Genomic DNA, 16,761 nt, shown 5'->3' with positions numbered 1-16,761 from the left:
AACATCAATATTGAATCAATGTATGGCAGCCACCTGCTTGCGCTCCCCCATGGGCGATACACCAAAGAAGCGGCTGTAGCATTTGGAGAAGTGCGCCGGGGAAACGAAGCCGCAGGCGAGGGCGATATCGCGCACCTGCGATTCGCTGCGCAGTAACAATTGTCGCGCCCGCGCAAGGCGCAATTCCAGGTAGTACTGACTCGGCGTGCGCTGCAGGTGCTTGTGAAACAGGCGCTCCAGTTGCCGTACCGACACCTCGTTCAACCGCGCGAGTTCCTCAAGGCCCACCGGCTCCTCGAGATTGGCTTCCATGATCGCCACCATCTGGCTGAGCTTGGGCTGCGAGGTGCCCAGCTTTTGTCGCAATGGCACACGCTGTTGCTCCTGCGCCCCCCGGATTCGATCACACAACAGCAACTCGGCTGTATGGGCGGCGATGTCCCGGCCACCGGGTTCGCGTGCGATCAACTGCAAGGTCATGTCCATGGACGCCACGCCACCGGAACAGGTGTAGCGATCACGGTCCAGCTCGAACAGCTGGTTGGAAATGATGATCCCCGGGAACCGTTCCTTCAGGGCCTCGATGTCTTCCCAGTGAATCGTGCAGCGATAGCCCTTGAGCAGGTCGGCGCGGGCCAACAAGTGGCTGCCGGTGCAGATCCCGCCCAGCGGCACCTGATCGTGTGCCAGTTTGCGTAGCCAATTGAGCAATGGTCGAGTGCTGTGATTGGAGACGATCGGGTTTGAGCCGACAACGAACAGCATGTCGAGCTTCGGGGCATCGGTGATGCTGTGGTCGGGCAGGATGCGCATGCCGTTGCTGGCCGTGACCGGGTCCAGGCTGGCGGCAATGATGACCGTGCGGAATATCGGTTTGCGCGCGGCCAGATTGGCCATGCGCAGCGTTTCCACCGCGGAGGCGAAACCGATGGTGGTGAAGTTGGGGATGACCAGGAAACCCACGGTTTTCACCGGCCGTTGTTCATTCGCCGAGCGTCCTGCGGCGGGTTTCGCCACCTGGAGTTTCGCCATGGTTACCGCTCCTCAACTGCATCAGTGACGTGCGCTGCGGCGAGCTGCCGACAGGGACAACGTCATCTCGTTTTTGTGATTGTCAGCCCTGTTCGGGAGGTTCTGGATTTTACACCCTGTGTCCAGGGAGGGATTAACAAAAAAACCGGCCAGCTCCGTGGTGCAGAGTGGCCGGAAAGAGGTGATCGGGATGGTGAAACCCTGTAGGAGCGAGCTTGCTCGCGATGGTCGTGAACGATAACGCGTAAAACCATATAACCAACGGTGTCCTTGGTTTTTTCGCGAGCAAGCTCGCTCCTGCAGGGATCGTGTTTTCAAGCGTTTTCGGTTTGAGCCATTCCAACGGTTCGAGCCGTCGGCTTCCGGGCGTTGAAGATGGCGCCGATACAGACGATCGACAGGGTCAGCGCCCCCGTCGCAATCACCTCCATGCGGTGCTGCGGCAAAATCAGCATGACCACCAGGATGCTCAGGATGCAGGCAATCACCAGGTAGCTCAGCCAGGGGAACAGCCACATCTTGAAGGCGATCGGTTGTCCCGAAGCATTCATCTTCTTGCGCAGTACCAGTTGCGAAACGGCAATCACCAGATAGACCAGCAGCGCAACGGCCCCGGAGCTGGCCAGCAGGAAGGAGAACACTTCATTGGGCGCAAAGTAATTGAGTGCCGTGGTCAGGAAACCGACCGCTGTACTGGCCATCACCGCAACATAAGGCACCCCCGAAGACGAGGTTTTCTGGAGCAGTCGAGGTCCATCCCCGCGCTTGCTCAAGGAGTAGACCATGCGTGACGCCGTATAGATGGCTGAGTTGAGGCAACTGGCGACCGCAATCAGCACGACGATATCCACGATCATTTTGGCGTGCGGGATGTTCATCAACTCAAGCGCTCTCTGGTAGGAGCCGACTTCCATGAGCATGGGGTCGTTCCAGGGCACGATGGAGATGATGAGGAACACCGAAACGATATAGAAAATGCCCATTCGCCAGACCACGGAGTTGGTGGCGCGGGTGATCTGTTTGGATGGATTCTGCGATTCGGCTGCGGCGATGGTGACGATTTCCGTGCCCATGAAGCTGAACACCGTGGTGAGCATCGCACCGATGACGGCACTCATGCCGTTGGGCATGAAGCCACCGAACTCATGGCTCAATTGAACGACCCCGCTCACCGTCGTCTGCGGCAGTGCGCCCGCCAGTGCCAGCGCACCCAGGGCGATGAACCCCAGTACCGCGATGACTTTGAGCATGGCGAACCAGAATTCGAACTCGCCGTAGCGGGCGACACTGAACAGGTTGGTCAATGTCAGCAGACCGGTGACCGCTATCGCAAACTCCCAGGTTTGAATGGCGGGAAACCAGGCGTGCAGGATGGCGGCAGCGGCGATGGCTTCAATGGGAATGACCAGCACCCAGAACCACCAGTACAGCCAGCCGATGGTGAATCCGGCGCTGCGCCCCATCGCCCGCTCGGCGTAGGTCGAAAAGGATCCCGTGTCCGGCGATGCTACGGCCATCTCTCCCAGCATGCGCATGACCAGCACCACCAACGTGCCGGAAAAAATGTACGCCAGGATGGCGGCGGGTCCCGCCGAAGCAATGGCGTGGCCTGAACCGATGAACAGGCCGGCGCCAATGGCACCGGCAATGGACAACATGGTGACGTGACGCTGCTTGAGGCCTGGGGCCAAGGTTGAGCTGCTGGACATGAGACTTACCCTTATTGTTTTACTTGGGAGGGTTACGGCGGGTCATGCACGTTGTAGGAGCGAGCTTGCTCGCGATGGACTTATGGACGACACGGGCTGTCTGATTCCCCGCGTTATCGTTGACGTCCATCGCGAGCAGGCTCGCTCCCACAGGGGTACTCAATCAAAAGCCTCGCGCACGGCGGCGCTGATGCCCGAGACACACACCTCGAGAATCAGCTCGCCTTTTTCGCGACTGGAGCCTTTGGGGGAGGACAGTGTTCCGCAGGCCGGCGTGCGCTCCGGGATGATCGGGAACACGTCGTAGGGCGGGAAGGTGGCGGGAGGGTGGTCAACGGCACGGCTCAGATCGACCTTGTCGGGGTGCAGGGCCAACATCAGTGACGTTTCGAAAATACCGCCGTGTTCGATGTCCCAGCCGAGGAAACCGTCGGGGTACAGCTTTGCAATGACGGCCGGATCGTTGACGAAGTCCCAATAGGACAGCACGACGACCTTGAAGTCAGTGATGCCACCGTAGCGAAGCTCCCGAAGGGCCAGGTCGATGCCCTCGACAATGAACATCGAGTTTTCAAAGTGACCGTTCATCATCACCAGTTTGCGGGCGCCATGGCGTGCAAGTTCCCGGATGATGTCCTGCACGGTCCGGGTCAGCGTGGCGCCATCGAGGCTGGTGGTGCCAGGAAAGTGATTGCCGCCGCCTGATTTCTGCTGCGACTTGTAGCCATAGGCCAGGGCAGGCAACACCAGGCCGCTGACCTGTTGCGCGACTGCCTTGCAGATCGCGGTGGGCAGCAGGACATCGACCTCCATGCACATGTGATGTCCATGCTGCTCCAGTGCTCCCACGGGCAGGAAGACAGGGCAGCCAGTGGCGACCTTCTCTGCGTACTCCGGCCAGGTGAGTTCTCCAATTACGACGCTGTTGTTCATCTACAGACCCTTGGAAAGTGATTGATCGCTTGGTGGTTTTGGCCGCCGCCCCGGATTACAGGAATCAAAGGCGCCGCATGGAGCAATTCGATCAGAGGGGGAGGGCTCCAACTTGTCTAAATCCGACCCGTAAATGACAAATCACCCTCTGTTTTGTCATTTATGTCCGATTATCGGATATGGGTATGCCGCTTTTGATGGGGGAGAGGGTCGGTTCTGACAAAGTCCAGGTCGGGCGCGCACAAAAACGGGTGATGGCGAACTGCTGCAATGCATTCAGCCAGCGAATGTTGTGTGTGGTTGGCAGCCAACGCAGGCAGGGGACACTTTCATCACCCAGGGCGAGACAATAATGAAAAATCGCATCGACCTTTCACGCCGTACCTTCCTCAAGACCACCGGCATCCTGGCTGGCACCGCCGCACTTTCCGGCTTGCTACCTTCGAGAAGCTTTGCCGCCGCGGAAAAGGAACTGGTCATCCTCGCCTGGGCCGGGCACGCAGAACCGGACATCGTTGCCGATTTCGAGCGTCAGTACGGGGTCAAGGTCCGGGCCAAGTACTACACCGGAGGGGACAACATGCTGGGGCTGATCTCGCAGTCGCCGCCCGGCACCTTCGACCTGATCCTGTCCGACGCCGAGTATGTCCAGCAACTCAATGCCGCCGAATACATCGAACCGCTCGACCCCGCGGACTATCCCTTTGATGACTTCTACCCGGAGTTCCAGCATTTTCCCGGCCACTGGCAGGGCGACAAGCTCTATTCGGTGCTGATCCGCTTTGGCTTCCTCGGCATCGCCTACAACACCCAACTGGTTCCCCAAGCCAAGGTGCAAAGCTATGACGTGTTCTGGGACGAGAGCCTCAAGGGCAAGGTAGGACACTTCGACTGGCACCTGCCGAACCTCGGTCAGATCAGTTTGATGAACGGCAATGCGCGTCCCTATGACATCGATGCCGCGCACTGGCAAGCGGTGCAGCAGAAGATGATGAGCCTGCGCCCGCAGATCGGCGGTTTCTTCGATTACGGTGGCACCTTTTCTTCGCTCAAGAACGGTCAGATCCATGCCATGTGCGGCATCGGTGACTGGATCACCGGTGTCTTGCAACGCGCCGGCGCACCGGTGAAAACCGTGCTGCCGAAGGAGGGCGGGTTGCAATGGACAGAGTCTTACTGCATCGCCCGTAAAGCGCACAGCCCGGAGCTGGCGAAGAAGTTCATCCAATACATCACTTCGCCGGAGGGCCAGGTCAAGTCGGCGAAGATGGCTGCCTATCCAGCGCTCATTCCGAGCAAAAAGGGCTGGGAGCTGCTCAACCGAACCGACCTCGCCGAAGCACAGCGCCAGGGCATGGTACTTGGGCAGCGCAACGTCATGGACGACATCCGCGATGGCCGGATCAAATACCGCGAACTGCCGGTCCGCCAGAGCCTGGATGAGTGGAACGACTTCTGGTCGCAATACAAGGGTGCCTGATGGAACGCGCGGAGGGGGTCGCCATGATTTCAGACAAGTTGAAGACTTCACCGTCGGTACTTTCCGATAACGCCGGTGCCAAACCGCCGCGCGGTATCCGGAGGGGATGGCGCTTGCCCGGGTTTGGCCTCTGTGTCTCGATGCCGATCCTGGCCTGGCAGTTGATTTTCTTCGTATTGCCACTGGTGTTTCTGGTGGCCATCAGTTTTTGGCTAGTACGCAACTTCCGGATGGTGCCGGCGTTGGAGTGGCAGAACTGGAGCTACATGTTCAGCCGGGGCTTCTTTTGGGATGCCTATGTCCATACCCTGGCCATGGCGGCGGGCGCCACGGTGCTGGTCAGCCTGGTGGCCTTTCCCTGCGCTTATACGATCGCCTTCAAGTTCCGTGACTCGACCAGGCAGTTGCTGGTGTTGCTGCTGGTCACACCGTTCTTCACCAGCTACCTGGTGCGTACCTATTCATGGCAGGTTTTCCTCAGCGACAACGGCATCTTCAATGCCGCGCTGGGCCTGGTCGGCCTGGAGCCGTTTACCATGCTGAACACGGCGTTCGGCACCTATGTCGGCTACTTCACGCTGTGCCTGCCCTTGGTGGTGTTGTTGCAACTGTTCAGCCTGATGTACATCGATCGCTCGTTGATCGAAGCCGCACACAACCTCGGCTGTGGTCGGCTGCGAACGGTATTTAGCGTGGTGGTGCCGTCGGCACGGATCGGCATCGTGGTCGCGGCACTGTTCTGCTTCATCCTGACGTTCGGCGACTTTGTCAGTCCGCTCTATCTGGGCGGTGGCCAGCCGCCGACCTTGAGTACGTTGATCACGGACACCACCAAATCCGGCCAGCAGTGGCCACGGGCGGCGGTGATCGCCACGATGATGATTGTGACGTTGCTCATCGGTGCCTTTGGCGCGGTGCGCTTCGCTTACCGGAGGCGCGCATGAACGAGCATCGGTTGATCAATTTCCTGCTGCGCAGCTTTGTCGTCCTGGTGTTCATCTTCATCTTCATGCCCATTGCCGGCAGCTTCGTGTTCTCGTTCAACATCGACCGTTTCCCGTCCTTGCCCCTGGGCGGCTTCAGCCTGCACTGGTACGAGACGATTGCCGCCGACCCGGCGGTCTGGCAGGCCTTCCGCAACAGCCTTACGGTGGGCCTGGTCGTGTCGCTGGTCTCGACCCTGCTCGGGTTTACTGCCGCCTATACGGACTTCCGGTATCAGTTCTTCGGCAAGTCGATCTACATGGCGCTCGCGCTACTGCCGCCCACCATTCCCGTGGTGATCATGGGGCTGGCCATGCTGGCGTTCCTGTCGCGGGTCGGGCTTTCCGGCGAAATATATGCCGTGATGATCAGCCACATCGTGATGTGCGCACCGTTCGCCATGGCGGTCATCCGGATGCGCCTGGCGCAGATGGACCCGAACATCGAGGCCGCCGCCTGGAACCTGGGGGCTGATCAATGGAAAGCCATGCGTCATGTGATCCTGCCCTTTACGGCACCCAGCATTTTCGCCGCGCTGTTCGTGACCATGGCCGTGTCCTTCGATGAATTCGCCGTCGCCTGGTTCGTGTCGGGACTGAACGAGACGGTGCCCGTGCGGATCCTCAATACCTTGCAAGGGCAGGTGAGCCCGACCATCAACGCCATCGGCACGATCGTATTTATCACGACCATGACGCTGGTGATCCTCGCGCAACTGCTGCTGATGCGGCGGCGCAAGCCTGCAAACGCCTGATACCACCCTGACCATCACCCAGACACAAAGGATTCAGCCATGACTCAACCACTGGTGGTATTCGATAACGTGGTCAAGCATTTCGGCAGTTACCAGGCCGTCGAGCGTATGAACCTGGAGATCTACAAAGGCGAGTTCGTCGCGATCATGGGATCGAGCGGCTGCGGCAAAACCACGACGCTGCGCATGCTCGCGGGGCTGGATAAACCCAGCGAAGGGGAAATTCGTCTTAACGGTGAGCGCATTAATGACCTGCGCTCCTGGGAACGGGACACGCCGCTGGTCTGGCAGAACCTGGCACTGTTTCCGTTTTTGAACGTACTGGAAAACGTCGAATTCGGCCTGCGCATGAGGGGAATGGCCAAGGCCGAGCGTCGCAAGAAGGCGCTTGAGTGGCTTGAGCGACTGGGGCTGGAGGAATTCGCCACGCGCGATATCAGCCTGCTCTCCGGCGGTCAACGACAACGCGTGGCGCTGGCGCGCTCGTTGGTCACCGAACCGCCGATCCTGTTGCTCGACGAGCCATTGAGTGCGCTCGATGCGCACCTGAGCGTGCGCATGCAAGGCGTGCTGACCGGGCTGCAAAAAGACCTGGGCATCACCTTTGTCTACGTCACCCACAGTCAATCCGAAGCCTTTGCCATGGCCGATCGTGTGGTGATCATGAGCCGAGGCCGGGTCGAGCAGATTGGCTCGCCGCAAGCGGTGTTCCTCGAACCGCACAACCGCTTCGTCGCGGAGTTCGTGGGCGGCAAGAACATCCTGAGCGGCACGGTCGTGGGCTTTGACGATGGAGGACTGGTTCGCATCGATTCGCCGCATGGCGGATTCCTGGCGCGACTGCCGGAGGGTAAAACGGTGGTCCCCGCCGAGCGAGTGACAGTCTGCATCAGCGCCGAGCATATCGAGCTGACCGCGCAGCCTGTGCGACGCAACCGGTTGAGCTGCACGGTCGTGGGTGAAGAGTTCATCGGCTCGATGGTTAACCTCTATCTCGAAACCAAAGATGGGCTCGAGCTGCAGGTGCAGAAACTGCAGGCCGACTACCAGTTGCTTGGCGTGCACTGCGGGCAACAGATCTTCGCCGAGTGGGACGGTGCGCATGCGCTGATTTTGCGCGGGGACTGACCTTGTCGAATCGACTTCCGTTGATCAGTCACTCCAATACCGACTGACCGCGCCATGCAAACCCTGGACGGGGTCATGCTCGGGAAACGGCAACTTGAGAATACTCGCCAGTTGCTCCGGACTGGGTGCCTTGCGGCAGATGTCGGGATGCTGGCCCGGCGGGTAGGCACCCACAACCAGAAAGTCATCGCTGGACTCAACATTGCAGTGCCCCGTACCGGCGGGTAACAACAAGACATCGCCAGCGCTGACTTCCAACACCCGGCCATCCGGGCCTCCCAGCATCACGCGAGCGAAGCCGCTGGCCACGCCCAGCACTTCATGACCCTGGGTGTGATAGTGGTGGTAGTCGTAAACCCCGTAACGCCATTGCGGCGGCCAGCCATTGTCGGTGAAGGTTTTCTCGATCAGGTCCGCCGGGTCGTTCTGTTGAACGGCAATGGCCTTGATGTAAATGAGCACCGGTAAGCGCGGGTTATTGGGCACCCATCCGTTGCGTTCGAGCAGCAGGGTTTGCACGGGAGCATCCACAGCTTGCGACCTGACCATGAAAAATCCTCCGTTATCGAGCATCGCCTTGAAGGCAGCGTTATGAAAGCGTCACCCAGAGTGGACATTCGATGTCGCTCAGTCGTTCAGGAGAATGTCCGTTACTTTTCCGGGTGGCTTGAGCTCAATCAGGAGTGCCACGTTTTTACACGTTTGTGAATTTACTACCCAGTTTCCTGGCCGAAAACGGTGCGTTTTTGAGCGAACACTTTATTGGAATCCAAATTGGCGCCAATATTGATTGGGTTTTTGTGAAATTGGTCTGATCCTTGCTCTGTGTCTTGCTCAACCTATTTGAGGGCAGGGCATGAGTCAGCATTTCCCGTGTATCGAACTGAGTGGCGGGCCATTTGCCCGAGGCGTGCAATACGGCAAAGCCTGCCCACAAATCATTGCTCGCAGCATTGAAATCTACGGTCAGCAACTGCAGGACATGGGTTATGACTGGGCCGGTATCAAGCGATTGGTCAATCAATTCATTCCCAATATCGAAGCGTTCGAGCCACAGTACCTGGAAGAGATGCGGGGCATCGCCGAAGGCTCCGGTCACGACTTCGAGGCCATTGTGATGATCAATGCCCGTACCGAGATCATTCATCTGGGGCGGCGCTCGATGCAGGACAAACCGGAACTGGATGGCTGCACCGGCGCCATCGTCCTTCCAGGCGCCACCGCGAACAATGAGGTCCTGCACGGCCAGAACTGGGACTGGCGCATGGAGTGTGCGGAGACGGGCGTGGTCCTGCACATCCGTCGTGATGACGGCCCGGATGTGCTGACATTCACCGAAGCCGGTGGGCTGGCCCGCGCAGGCATGAACTCCATCGGCACGGCGATCACGGGTAACAACCTGGAATCGGATCGCGACTATCAAGTGCTTGGCGTGCCATTGCCGCTTATCCGCCGCAAGGCGCTGGACGCCAACCATTTCGCCCTATCGATGAAAGCGGTGGCGGTGACACCAAAATCCGGTTCGAACAACATGATGCTCAGTCATGCCGCCGGGTTTGCCATCAACTACGAATGCGCACCTGATGAAGTGTTTCCGCTGTTCGAAGTCGACGATCTACTGGTGCACGCCAACCATTGGCGCAGCGCAGTGGCGCAGATCAAATTGAAGAACACCGGCATCGGTGGTGCACCCGAAAGCTTTTATCGCGATATCCGTGTCGAGAAACTGCTCAAGTCATTTCATGGCAGCTTGACGCTGGAACACCTCAAAAGCGCGTTCTTCGATGATTTCGGCAAGCCATTTGCCGTCTGCCGGCCACCCCGTCCGAGCTCGAGTGGCGAGGACAATCTGTCCGCTACCGTGGCGATGATATTGATGCGCCCGGCCAGTGGCTTCATGGAAATTGCCTCCTTGCCGGCAATCAACCGTACATTCGGGCAGTACCGTCTCGAGATGGAATCCGATTACGCACGGTATGCCACCTGGTAAACATTGATCGGTTGCCAGCCTGAGCCCTGCTCGATTGAGGGCCGTATCAACATCGAGGAGCCCACATGTTTCGTTTGATCATTCAGCGTCTGGCCATGGCGGTCCCGACGTTATTGCTGATATCCATTGCAGTCTTCGCAATGATCCGGTTGATACCCGGTGACCCGGCGCTCCTGATGCTGGGCGACATGGCTGACCCCGCCAGTCTGGTCAAGATGCGGCAGTCCCTCGGGCTGGATCAACCGGTGATCGCGCAGTACCTGATCTGGCTCAAGGCAGTGTTCCAAGGTGATCTGGGCTTTTCGATCACCAGTCATGAGGCCGTTTTGCCGCTGGTACTTGAGCGCTTCAGCGTCAGTGTGACCATCGTTTTGACGGCGGTCGCGCTGGCGGCGGTGATTGCTGTTCCTCTCGGCATGCTGGCGGCGTGGAAACAGGACACGCTGGTTGATTTGGGACTGGTGACGACCGCGACGTTGCTACTGTCGATCCCCGGTTTCTGGATGGGCCTGTTGCTGCTGTATGTATTTGGCCTGGAACTGGGCTGGTTGCCGGTGGTGGGGTATGTACCGTTTTCGGCGGATTTTGGCAAAGCGCTGGCCTACATCATCTTGCCCGTGGCAACGCTGGTGTTGCATGAAAGCGGCGTGATTATCCGGATGCAGAGGGCCAGCTCGATCGAAGTCCTGCGCCTGGACTACATCGCGCATGCACGGGCCAAGGGGTTGTCGGAGCGCGCAGTGCTTTGGCGCCATACATTGCGCAATGCCTTTGCCCCCACCTGGACACTGATCGGCCTGATCCTCGGCAACCTGCTGGGCGGGATCGCTGTCATCGAGACGGTGTTCACCATTCCCGGCATCGGGCGCCTGATGGTCGACTCCATTTATGCCCGTGATTACCCCGTACTGCAGGGCTGCCTGTTGCTCATTACGTTCGTCTACGTGTTGGTCAACCTGCTCGTAGATTTGATGTATCCGCTGTTCGATCCTCGGGTGAAAGCATGAAGACATTAAGCGAAATTGCCGCACCGCCAGGCGCTGTATCGAAGGCTACGGGGCACAAGCGTCCGCTCGCGTTCAACGCGCTGATCGGTGGCAGCCTGCTGGGGGTGCTGGTGCTGCTCGCGGTGGCCGGTATCGTCTGGACGCCGTATGACCCGCTGCGCCTGGACCTGGCCAACCGATTCATGGCGCCGTCCTGGCCACACCTTCTGGGCACTGATGAGTTCGGCCGCGATGTCTTCAGCCGCATCATCATCGGTGCCCGCACCAGCCTGTGGATCAGCCTGCTGACGGTGATCCTGGCCATCAGCATCGGCACACTGTTCGGTCTGCTCGCCGGTTACCTGCGTGGCTGGACGGACCGCCTGTTGATGATGGTGAACGATGCGTTGCTGGCATTCCCCGGGATGTTGCTGGCCCTGGGGTTGCTCGCCATTGTGGGCGCCAGTCAGTACGGCATCGTGCTGGCGCTGGGCCTGGCCTACATCCCCACCGTGGTTCGGGTGGTGCGCAGCACGGTGTTGTCCTTGCGTGAACGAGAGTTCATCGAAGCCTCCAGGGTGATTGGCAATGGTGAGCTGTACACGATGTGGCGGCATATCGCGCCGAACTGCGTGGCACCGTTGATTGTCCTCGCCACCAGCATGTTTGGCTGGGCGATTCTGTCGGAGAGCGCCTTGAGCTTTCTCGGGTTGGGCGTTCCTCCGCCTGCCGCCACCTGGGGAAACATGCTGGCCTCCAGCCGGCCGCATCTGGTCACGGCACCCTGGTTGGGTTTCTTCCCTGGCCTGATGATTTCCATTGCCCTGATCGGCATCAATCTTTTCGGTGACGCCCTGCGTGATCGCCTTGACCCTCGGATGAGTCGCTAATGGATACCGTCAAGCCTTTGCTTCGCGTCAGTAATCTTTGCATTCAAGTGGGAACCGAGGGTTCGCTTGCGGTTGACCACCTCAGCTTCGACATGGCACCCGGCGAGATCGTGGCGCTGGTGGGTGAGTCCGGCAGCGGAAAGACCATGGCGGCACGTGCTGTCATCGGGCTGTTGCCGCCGCCGATGCGCGTCGCATCCGGTCGTATCGAGTTTGCCGATACCGACCTGTGCACCTTGCCTTACGATCAGTTGCGTGATGTCCGCGGCGCGAAGATCGGGATGGTGTTTCAGGAGCCGATGGTCTCGCTCAACCCGACATTGACCATCGGCCAACAGATGGCGGAAGGGTTGCGCCTGCACACCGACCTGGATGAAAAAACCATTCTTGCCCGTTCGTTGGAGATGCTGCGCCGGATCGGCATGGATGATCCGCAACGTTGTTTGAACGCCTTTCCTCACGAGTTCTCCGGTGGCATGCGACAGCGCATCATGCTGGCTTCGGTCATGTTGTTGCGCCCGGCGCTGTTGATCGCCGACGAGCCGACCACGGCCCTCGACACCCTGGCCCAGGCTGACGTCATCGAACTGATGCTCGAACTGACGAGGGAGGAGGGCACCGCGATCCTGTTCATCAGTCATGACTTATCGCTGGTGGTGCGCCATGCCCATAAAGTCGTGGTGATGCGCAGCGGCAGGGCGATCGAAAGCGGCCCGACCGAACAGATCCTGCTGGGCCCCAAGGCTGAATACACCCGGCAACTGCTCGAAGCCCTGCCTACACGAGGCAACCTGGACAGCGCATCGTTGGCCGCGCCTTTGGTCGACATGCGTAACATCACCATCGAACACCCGGGGCGCCAGGGGTTCCTGTGGCGCGGTAAAGCCAAACGTGCGGTGGATGGGGTCAGTCTGCAAATCGCCGCGGGTGAAACCCTGGCGCTGGTCGGCGGCAGCGGTTCGGGTAAAACCACCCTTGGCCGTTCGGTTGTCGGGTTGGTCAATCCGATTGCCGGCGAGATCTTTTTCGATGGCGTCGACATCCTCAAGAGCGCCAATCGCGAGCATCGATTGCAATGCCAGATGATTTTTCAGGACCCGGTATCGTCCCTCGATCCGCGTGCCCGAATTTCGGAAATCCTCGCTGAACCGCTGCGCCATGTGCCGGGGCTCAATCGCGAGCAGCGTGCCGAACGGGTGCGCACCATTTTGCAGGATGTCGGGCTGGACCCGCTCTTCGCCGACCGCTTCCCCCATCAGCTTTCCGGTGGTCAACGGCAACGGGTGGCGATTGGCCGGGCGCTGATTCGTCACCCCAAGCTGGTCATCGCCGACGAACCGATTTCCGCCCTCGACATGACCATTCAAAAGCAAATCCTGGCGTTGTTCGAGCGGCTGCAAAAGCAGTACGGCTTTGCCTGTCTGTTCATCTCCCATGACCTGGCAGCGGTGGAGCGAATTGCCCATCGCGTGGCGGTCATGCAGCAAGGTCGAGTGGTCGAGATTGGCACCACCGCCCAAGTGTTCGACCACCCGCAACACGCCTTCACTCATCGACTGCTGGCTGCCGCCAATCCGTTGGTGCGGCTGGCCGATGGGCGTTATCAATTACGCAGCAGTGCTGCAGTGTGAAGGATTTTTTAAAGCCGCCACACCGGTGGCGGTATCAACCCGTTGCAGCTCTATCAAGGACTCGCTTATGAATCGCTTTTTAGTAAACGCTTTGACGCTGAGCATGATGACCATGGTCGGTTGCGGTATCGCCCAGGCGCAAACCCTGCGTCTGGCGATGAACTCCGATATTCGCAGCCTGGACCCGGGGGTCAATCGTGACGACCGTTCCGATGCGGTGGTCCTGCACATGACCGAAGGGTTGGTGGCCTATGGGGAGAAAGGCGAAGTCAAACCATTGCTGGCACAGAAGATCGATGTCTCTGCGGATGGCCTGACCTACACCTTCACCTTGCGCCAGGGTGTGAAGTTCCATAACGGTGAGCTAATGACCGCCGCCGACGTGCTCTGGAGCTGGAACCGGGACATGGACCCCAAGACACAGTGGCGTTGCCTTCCGGAGTTTGATGGCAGCGGCTTGACCAAGGTGACCAGGGTAACGGCACCGGATGACCATACCGTGGTGATGGAACTGGAAAAGCCCAGCGGCATGTTCCTCGCCACGCTGGCGCGGACCGACTGCGGCGGCACCGCGGTACTGAACAAAGCCTCGGTCAATGCCCAGGGTGAGTTCCTGGCACCGATCGGCACGGGTCCTTATCAGTTGAGCGAGTGGAAGCGTGGGCAGTACGTCACGCTGAGCAAATTCACCGATTATCAATCCTTGCCCGGCCCGCGCGACGGCTATACCGGCGGCAAGAATGCGCTGACCCATGAAGTACGGTTTGTGATTATTCCCGATCAGGCGACGGTCAAGGCGGCGCTCTTTTCGGGCGACCTGGACCTGGCTGAAGTCACCGAAACCGACCTGCCCGAAATCAAGACCCACGCATCGCTCAAGGTCTCGACAGATCCCAGCGCGACCATGAATGTGCTGATGTTCCAAACCCGGGATCCGTTGCTCAAGGACAAGCGAATCCGTCAGGCCATTGCCGCTGCCATCGATGTCAAACAACTGGTCGCGACGACGAGCAACGGCTTTGGCGTGCCCAATAACTCGATCATCAGCGTGGCCTCCAACTATTACGGCCCAAGCGAACAACGCGGCTTCACCTACGACCCGCAGAAGGCAACGCGACTGCTCCAGGAGGCGGGCTATCGCGGTCAGCCCCTGACGATCGTCGCCAACAAGCGTTCGATGGTGCCCAGTTATGACCTGGCAATCATTGCCCAGGCGATGCTGCAAGCGGTCGGTATCAACGCGCAGGTCGAGGTCATGGAGTGGGGGACCCAGCTTGAGCGTTACCAGGCCGGACGTTATCAAGCGATGTCCTTCACCTATTCCGCACGCTTCGATCCGGCGCTGAGTTTTGAGCAGGTGACGGGCAACAAGGACAAGGAGTCGCGCAAGGTCTGGGAAGACCCTGTGGCGATGGAGCTGCTGGCCCAGGCACAGAAGGAAGGTGACGTCGCCAAGCGCCAGTCAATCTTCGATCAACTGCATGAGCGCTTCATCGATCAAGTGCCGATGATCGTCATGTACAACGGCCTGGACATCGTTGCGCTGAATCAGAACGTAGAAGGCTACGACGCCTGGATCGGGCAGAAGCCACGTCTGTGGGGCGTCAGCATCAAGCCTTGAAACTCAGGGCTCCAGTGGGGTTTGACGGATGTGCGCCGCGATCAGTCGCTTGAGTTGTTCGCGGTCACCGTTACGCAGGAGCTCAAGGATCTGGAAATGTTCGCGGCTCGACTGCTCGGCGCGCAGATGCGTACGCCAGGTGCCACCGGGAGACGATGGGGGACGGCTGCGAATTTCTTCAATGAACTCGATCATGACCCGGTTGGTGCACATGTCGTAGATCCCGCGATGAAACTCGAGATTGGCGCTGTAGCACTCTTGCATCGTGCCTTCGTTGACCAGGCGGCTGAAGCGTTGCGCGATGACGTCCAGCGCCTGCAGACGTTCTTCGGTGACGATCATTTGATCGACCGCTGCACATTCGAGTGCGATGCGAACTTCGCGGGTATCCGACACCTGGGTCAAGTCAGGCGTGTGGACGTAATAACCCCGATTGGGGATGTGTTCGACCATGTTTTTGAGGACCAACTGGTCCAGCGCACGACGGATGTCCAGTCGGGTACAGCCGTAGCGGTGTTCGAGATCGATCTGCTTGAGCCAGCTGCCGGTCGGAAGAATACCGGCATTGATGTCATTTGAAATCAGCAGCACCAATTGGCTGCGATCAGTCGTTTTTTTGTTCAAGGGTGACTTCCACAAAACCTGGAAAGTGGGTGTTCGAGTCGCAACCGTGCATGACCCTGGCCCGCTGTATCTACCAATAATGGCACAATTATCAACGAGGTTTCACAATGTTGAGCAACCCTCAAGACACCCCCGAAGCGCGGCGTCGCCAGATGTACTACCGAGGTAGCACGACCATTTTTTCGTGCCGCAAGGATCCGCGTTTTGCCTATTGTCTTTATGTTCCGCAAACCTTTGATCAATCGCCTGAAGGCCATCGTTTGCTGGTCGCGGTCCATGGTACCGGGCGCACGATGGTCGAGTATCGGGACGCGTTTGCCGAGTTCGGCCGCTTCAACCGCTACATCATTCTCGCGCCGCTGTTTCCGGTAGGTCCACTGGGTGATGGCAACCCGCATGGTTTCAAATACCTCAAGGAAGGGGACATCCGGTATGACGAACTCCTGCTGGCCATGGTGGATGAAGTATCCGAGGCACTCAACACGTCGTTCCAGCGGTTTTCATTGTTTGGTTATTCGGGTGGTGGCCACTTTGCCAACCGATTTTACTACCTGCACCCCGAACGTCTACGCTCCGTGTCTATCGGTGCACCGGGGTCGGTGACCTTGATCGATGAGGGGCGCGATTGGTGGGTGGGCACCGGAGGCATCGAGGCGATTTTCGGTAAACGCCTGAATGTCGATGCGCTGCGTGAAGTCGATGTTCAACTGTTAGTGGGGGCCGCAGACCTGGAAACCTGGGAAATTCACTACGAGCCCGGTTCAGTGCAATACAAGGAAGGCATCAACGACGCCGGCCGCACCCGGGTGGAGCGCAATACCACACTGGCGCGTAACCTTGAGGCCTATGACATACGTGTTCAGCAAGACATTGTGCCCAACACCGCCCACGCCGGACTATCGGTTGTGCCCTATGTCCAGGACTTTTTATTGCAACTGGGCGATTGAATCAAGGCGCCGTCGAGGCCACTTCGACGGCGTCTTGTCTGCATTCATAGAC

Annotated in this window: 15 protein-coding genes; 10 read left to right on the top strand and 5 right to left on the bottom strand. The window is 59.0% G+C overall.

What is annotated here, in order from left to right:
- Positions 1 to 15: 15 nt before the first annotated feature.
- From cahR to LAB08_RS14715, 3 genes are all read right to left on the bottom strand, one after another.
- The gene (gene cahR / locus LAB08_RS14725; protein WP_096511452.1) at positions 16 to 1,032 is read right to left on the bottom strand and encodes a transcriptional regulator CahA; all 1,017 of its coding nucleotides are present in this window, start codon (positions 1,030 to 1,032) and stop codon (positions 16 to 18) included.
- Positions 1,033 to 1,346: 314 nt separating this feature from the next.
- Positions 1,347 to 2,741, bottom strand: coding sequence for a GABA permease (gene gabP / locus LAB08_RS14720; RefSeq protein ID WP_096511454.1), 1,395 nt, complete (start codon positions 2,739 to 2,741; stop codon positions 1,347 to 1,349).
- A 159-nt stretch (positions 2,742 to 2,900) separates the two neighbouring features.
- Positions 2,901 to 3,674, bottom strand: a complete 774-nt coding sequence (locus LAB08_RS14715; RefSeq protein ID WP_096511456.1) for a creatininase — start codon at positions 3,672 to 3,674, stop codon at positions 2,901 to 2,903.
- A 352-nt stretch (positions 3,675 to 4,026) separates the two neighbouring features.
- Here LAB08_RS14715 and LAB08_RS14710 point away from each other — a divergent pair, with 352 nt between their 5' ends.
- Genes LAB08_RS14710 through LAB08_RS14695 form a run of 4 tightly spaced genes read left to right on the top strand, consistent with a single transcriptional unit; the run spans position 4,027 to position 8,020 of the window.
- Positions 4,027 to 5,154, top strand: a complete 1,128-nt coding sequence (locus LAB08_RS14710) for an extracellular solute-binding protein (protein ID WP_096511458.1) — start codon at positions 4,027 to 4,029, stop codon at positions 5,152 to 5,154.
- Positions 5,155 to 5,177: 23 nt separating this feature from the next.
- Positions 5,178 to 6,098: an ABC transporter permease gene (locus LAB08_RS14705; protein ID WP_172901604.1), complete on the top strand. Its 921-nt coding sequence runs from the start codon at positions 5,178 to 5,180 to the stop codon at positions 6,096 to 6,098.
- Positions 6,095 to 6,892, top strand: a complete 798-nt coding sequence (locus LAB08_RS14700; RefSeq protein WP_096511460.1) for an ABC transporter permease — start codon at positions 6,095 to 6,097, stop codon at positions 6,890 to 6,892. The genes LAB08_RS14705 and LAB08_RS14700 overlap by 4 nt, the downstream gene beginning before the upstream one ends.
- A gap of 39 nt (positions 6,893 to 6,931) precedes the next feature.
- Positions 6,932 to 8,020 carry an ABC transporter ATP-binding protein gene (locus tag LAB08_RS14695; RefSeq protein ID WP_096511462.1) on the top strand — a complete coding sequence of 363 codons (1,089 nt, stop codon included), beginning with the start codon at positions 6,932 to 6,934 and terminating at the stop codon, positions 8,018 to 8,020.
- A 24-nt stretch (positions 8,021 to 8,044) separates the two neighbouring features.
- On the opposite strand, the gene LAB08_RS14690 is transcribed toward LAB08_RS14695, so the two are convergent.
- Positions 8,045 to 8,569, bottom strand: coding sequence for a cupin (locus tag LAB08_RS14690; RefSeq protein WP_096511464.1), 525 nt, complete (start codon positions 8,567 to 8,569; stop codon positions 8,045 to 8,047).
- A 307-nt stretch (positions 8,570 to 8,876) separates the two neighbouring features.
- Between LAB08_RS14690 and LAB08_RS14685 the strand changes: the two genes are divergently transcribed.
- From LAB08_RS14685 to LAB08_RS14665, 5 genes are all read left to right on the top strand, one after another.
- Positions 8,877 to 10,010, top strand: coding sequence for a C45 family autoproteolytic acyltransferase/hydrolase (locus tag LAB08_RS14685; RefSeq protein WP_096511466.1), 1,134 nt, complete (start codon positions 8,877 to 8,879; stop codon positions 10,008 to 10,010).
- 65 nt (positions 10,011 to 10,075) lie between these two features.
- Entirely contained in the window at positions 10,076 to 11,017 is a 942-nt protein-coding gene (locus LAB08_RS14680) for an ABC transporter permease (protein WP_096511468.1), read from the top strand.
- Positions 11,014 to 11,886, top strand: a complete 873-nt coding sequence (locus LAB08_RS14675) for an ABC transporter permease (protein WP_096511470.1) — start codon at positions 11,014 to 11,016, stop codon at positions 11,884 to 11,886. Before LAB08_RS14680 ends, LAB08_RS14675 begins: the two co-directional genes overlap by 4 nt.
- The gene (locus LAB08_RS14670) at positions 11,886 to 13,517 is read left to right on the top strand and encodes a dipeptide ABC transporter ATP-binding protein (RefSeq protein WP_096511473.1); all 1,632 of its coding nucleotides are present in this window, start codon (positions 11,886 to 11,888) and stop codon (positions 13,515 to 13,517) included. Before LAB08_RS14675 ends, LAB08_RS14670 begins: the two co-directional genes overlap by 1 nt.
- A gap of 67 nt (positions 13,518 to 13,584) precedes the next feature.
- Positions 13,585 to 15,138 carry an ABC transporter substrate-binding protein gene (locus LAB08_RS14665; RefSeq protein ID WP_096511475.1) on the top strand — a complete coding sequence of 518 codons (1,554 nt, stop codon included), beginning with the start codon at positions 13,585 to 13,587 and terminating at the stop codon, positions 15,136 to 15,138.
- Positions 15,139 to 15,141: 3 nt separating this feature from the next.
- On the opposite strand, the gene LAB08_RS14660 is transcribed toward LAB08_RS14665, so the two are convergent.
- The gene (locus tag LAB08_RS14660; protein WP_254007535.1) at positions 15,142 to 15,762 is read right to left on the bottom strand and encodes a GntR family transcriptional regulator; all 621 of its coding nucleotides are present in this window, start codon (positions 15,760 to 15,762) and stop codon (positions 15,142 to 15,144) included.
- Positions 15,763 to 15,869: 107 nt separating this feature from the next.
- Between LAB08_RS14660 and LAB08_RS14655 the strand changes: the two genes are divergently transcribed.
- A complete protein-coding gene (locus LAB08_RS14655; protein ID WP_096511479.1) occupies positions 15,870 to 16,709 on the top strand; it encodes an alpha/beta hydrolase family protein in 840 nt (279 codons plus the stop codon).
- Positions 16,710 to 16,761: the final 52 nt, after the last annotated feature.

The organism is Pseudomonas izuensis, from assembly GCF_002356535.2.
Taxonomy (GTDB): Bacteria; Pseudomonadota; Gammaproteobacteria; order Pseudomonadales; family Pseudomonadaceae; genus Aquipseudomonas; species Aquipseudomonas izuensis.
Note: the sequence above shows the minus strand (reverse complement) of the source record. Positions and strands in the feature narration are given on the sequence as shown.

What these genes read in the sequence shown, in the direction of transcription:
- cahR (WP_096511452.1), bottom strand. Translation starts at nt 1,032, where the DNA reads ATGGCGAAACTCCAGGTGGCGAAACCCGCCGCAGGACGCTCGGCGAAT.
- gabP (WP_096511454.1), bottom strand. Translation starts at nt 2,741, where the DNA reads ATGTCCAGCAGCTCAACCTTGGCCCCAGGCCTCAAGCAGCGTCACGTC.
- LAB08_RS14715 (WP_096511456.1), bottom strand. Translation starts at nt 3,674, where the DNA reads ATGAACAACAGCGTCGTAATTGGAGAACTCACCTGGCCGGAGTACGCA.
- LAB08_RS14710 (WP_096511458.1), top strand. Translation starts at nt 4,027, where the DNA reads ATGAAAAATCGCATCGACCTTTCACGCCGTACCTTCCTCAAGACCACC.
- LAB08_RS14705 (WP_172901604.1), top strand. Translation starts at nt 5,178, where the DNA reads ATGATTTCAGACAAGTTGAAGACTTCACCGTCGGTACTTTCCGATAAC.
- LAB08_RS14700 (WP_096511460.1), top strand. Translation starts at nt 6,095, where the DNA reads ATGAACGAGCATCGGTTGATCAATTTCCTGCTGCGCAGCTTTGTCGTC.
- LAB08_RS14695 (WP_096511462.1), top strand. Translation starts at nt 6,932, where the DNA reads ATGACTCAACCACTGGTGGTATTCGATAACGTGGTCAAGCATTTCGGC.
- LAB08_RS14690 (WP_096511464.1), bottom strand. Translation starts at nt 8,569, where the DNA reads ATGGTCAGGTCGCAAGCTGTGGATGCTCCCGTGCAAACCCTGCTGCTC.
- LAB08_RS14685 (WP_096511466.1), top strand. Translation starts at nt 8,877, where the DNA reads ATGAGTCAGCATTTCCCGTGTATCGAACTGAGTGGCGGGCCATTTGCC.
- LAB08_RS14680 (WP_096511468.1), top strand. Translation starts at nt 10,076, where the DNA reads ATGTTTCGTTTGATCATTCAGCGTCTGGCCATGGCGGTCCCGACGTTA.
- LAB08_RS14675 (WP_096511470.1), top strand. Translation starts at nt 11,014, where the DNA reads ATGAAGACATTAAGCGAAATTGCCGCACCGCCAGGCGCTGTATCGAAG.
- LAB08_RS14670 (WP_096511473.1), top strand. Translation starts at nt 11,886, where the DNA reads ATGGATACCGTCAAGCCTTTGCTTCGCGTCAGTAATCTTTGCATTCAA.
- LAB08_RS14665 (WP_096511475.1), top strand. Translation starts at nt 13,585, where the DNA reads ATGAATCGCTTTTTAGTAAACGCTTTGACGCTGAGCATGATGACCATG.
- LAB08_RS14655 (WP_096511479.1), top strand. Translation starts at nt 15,870, where the DNA reads ATGTTGAGCAACCCTCAAGACACCCCCGAAGCGCGGCGTCGCCAGATG.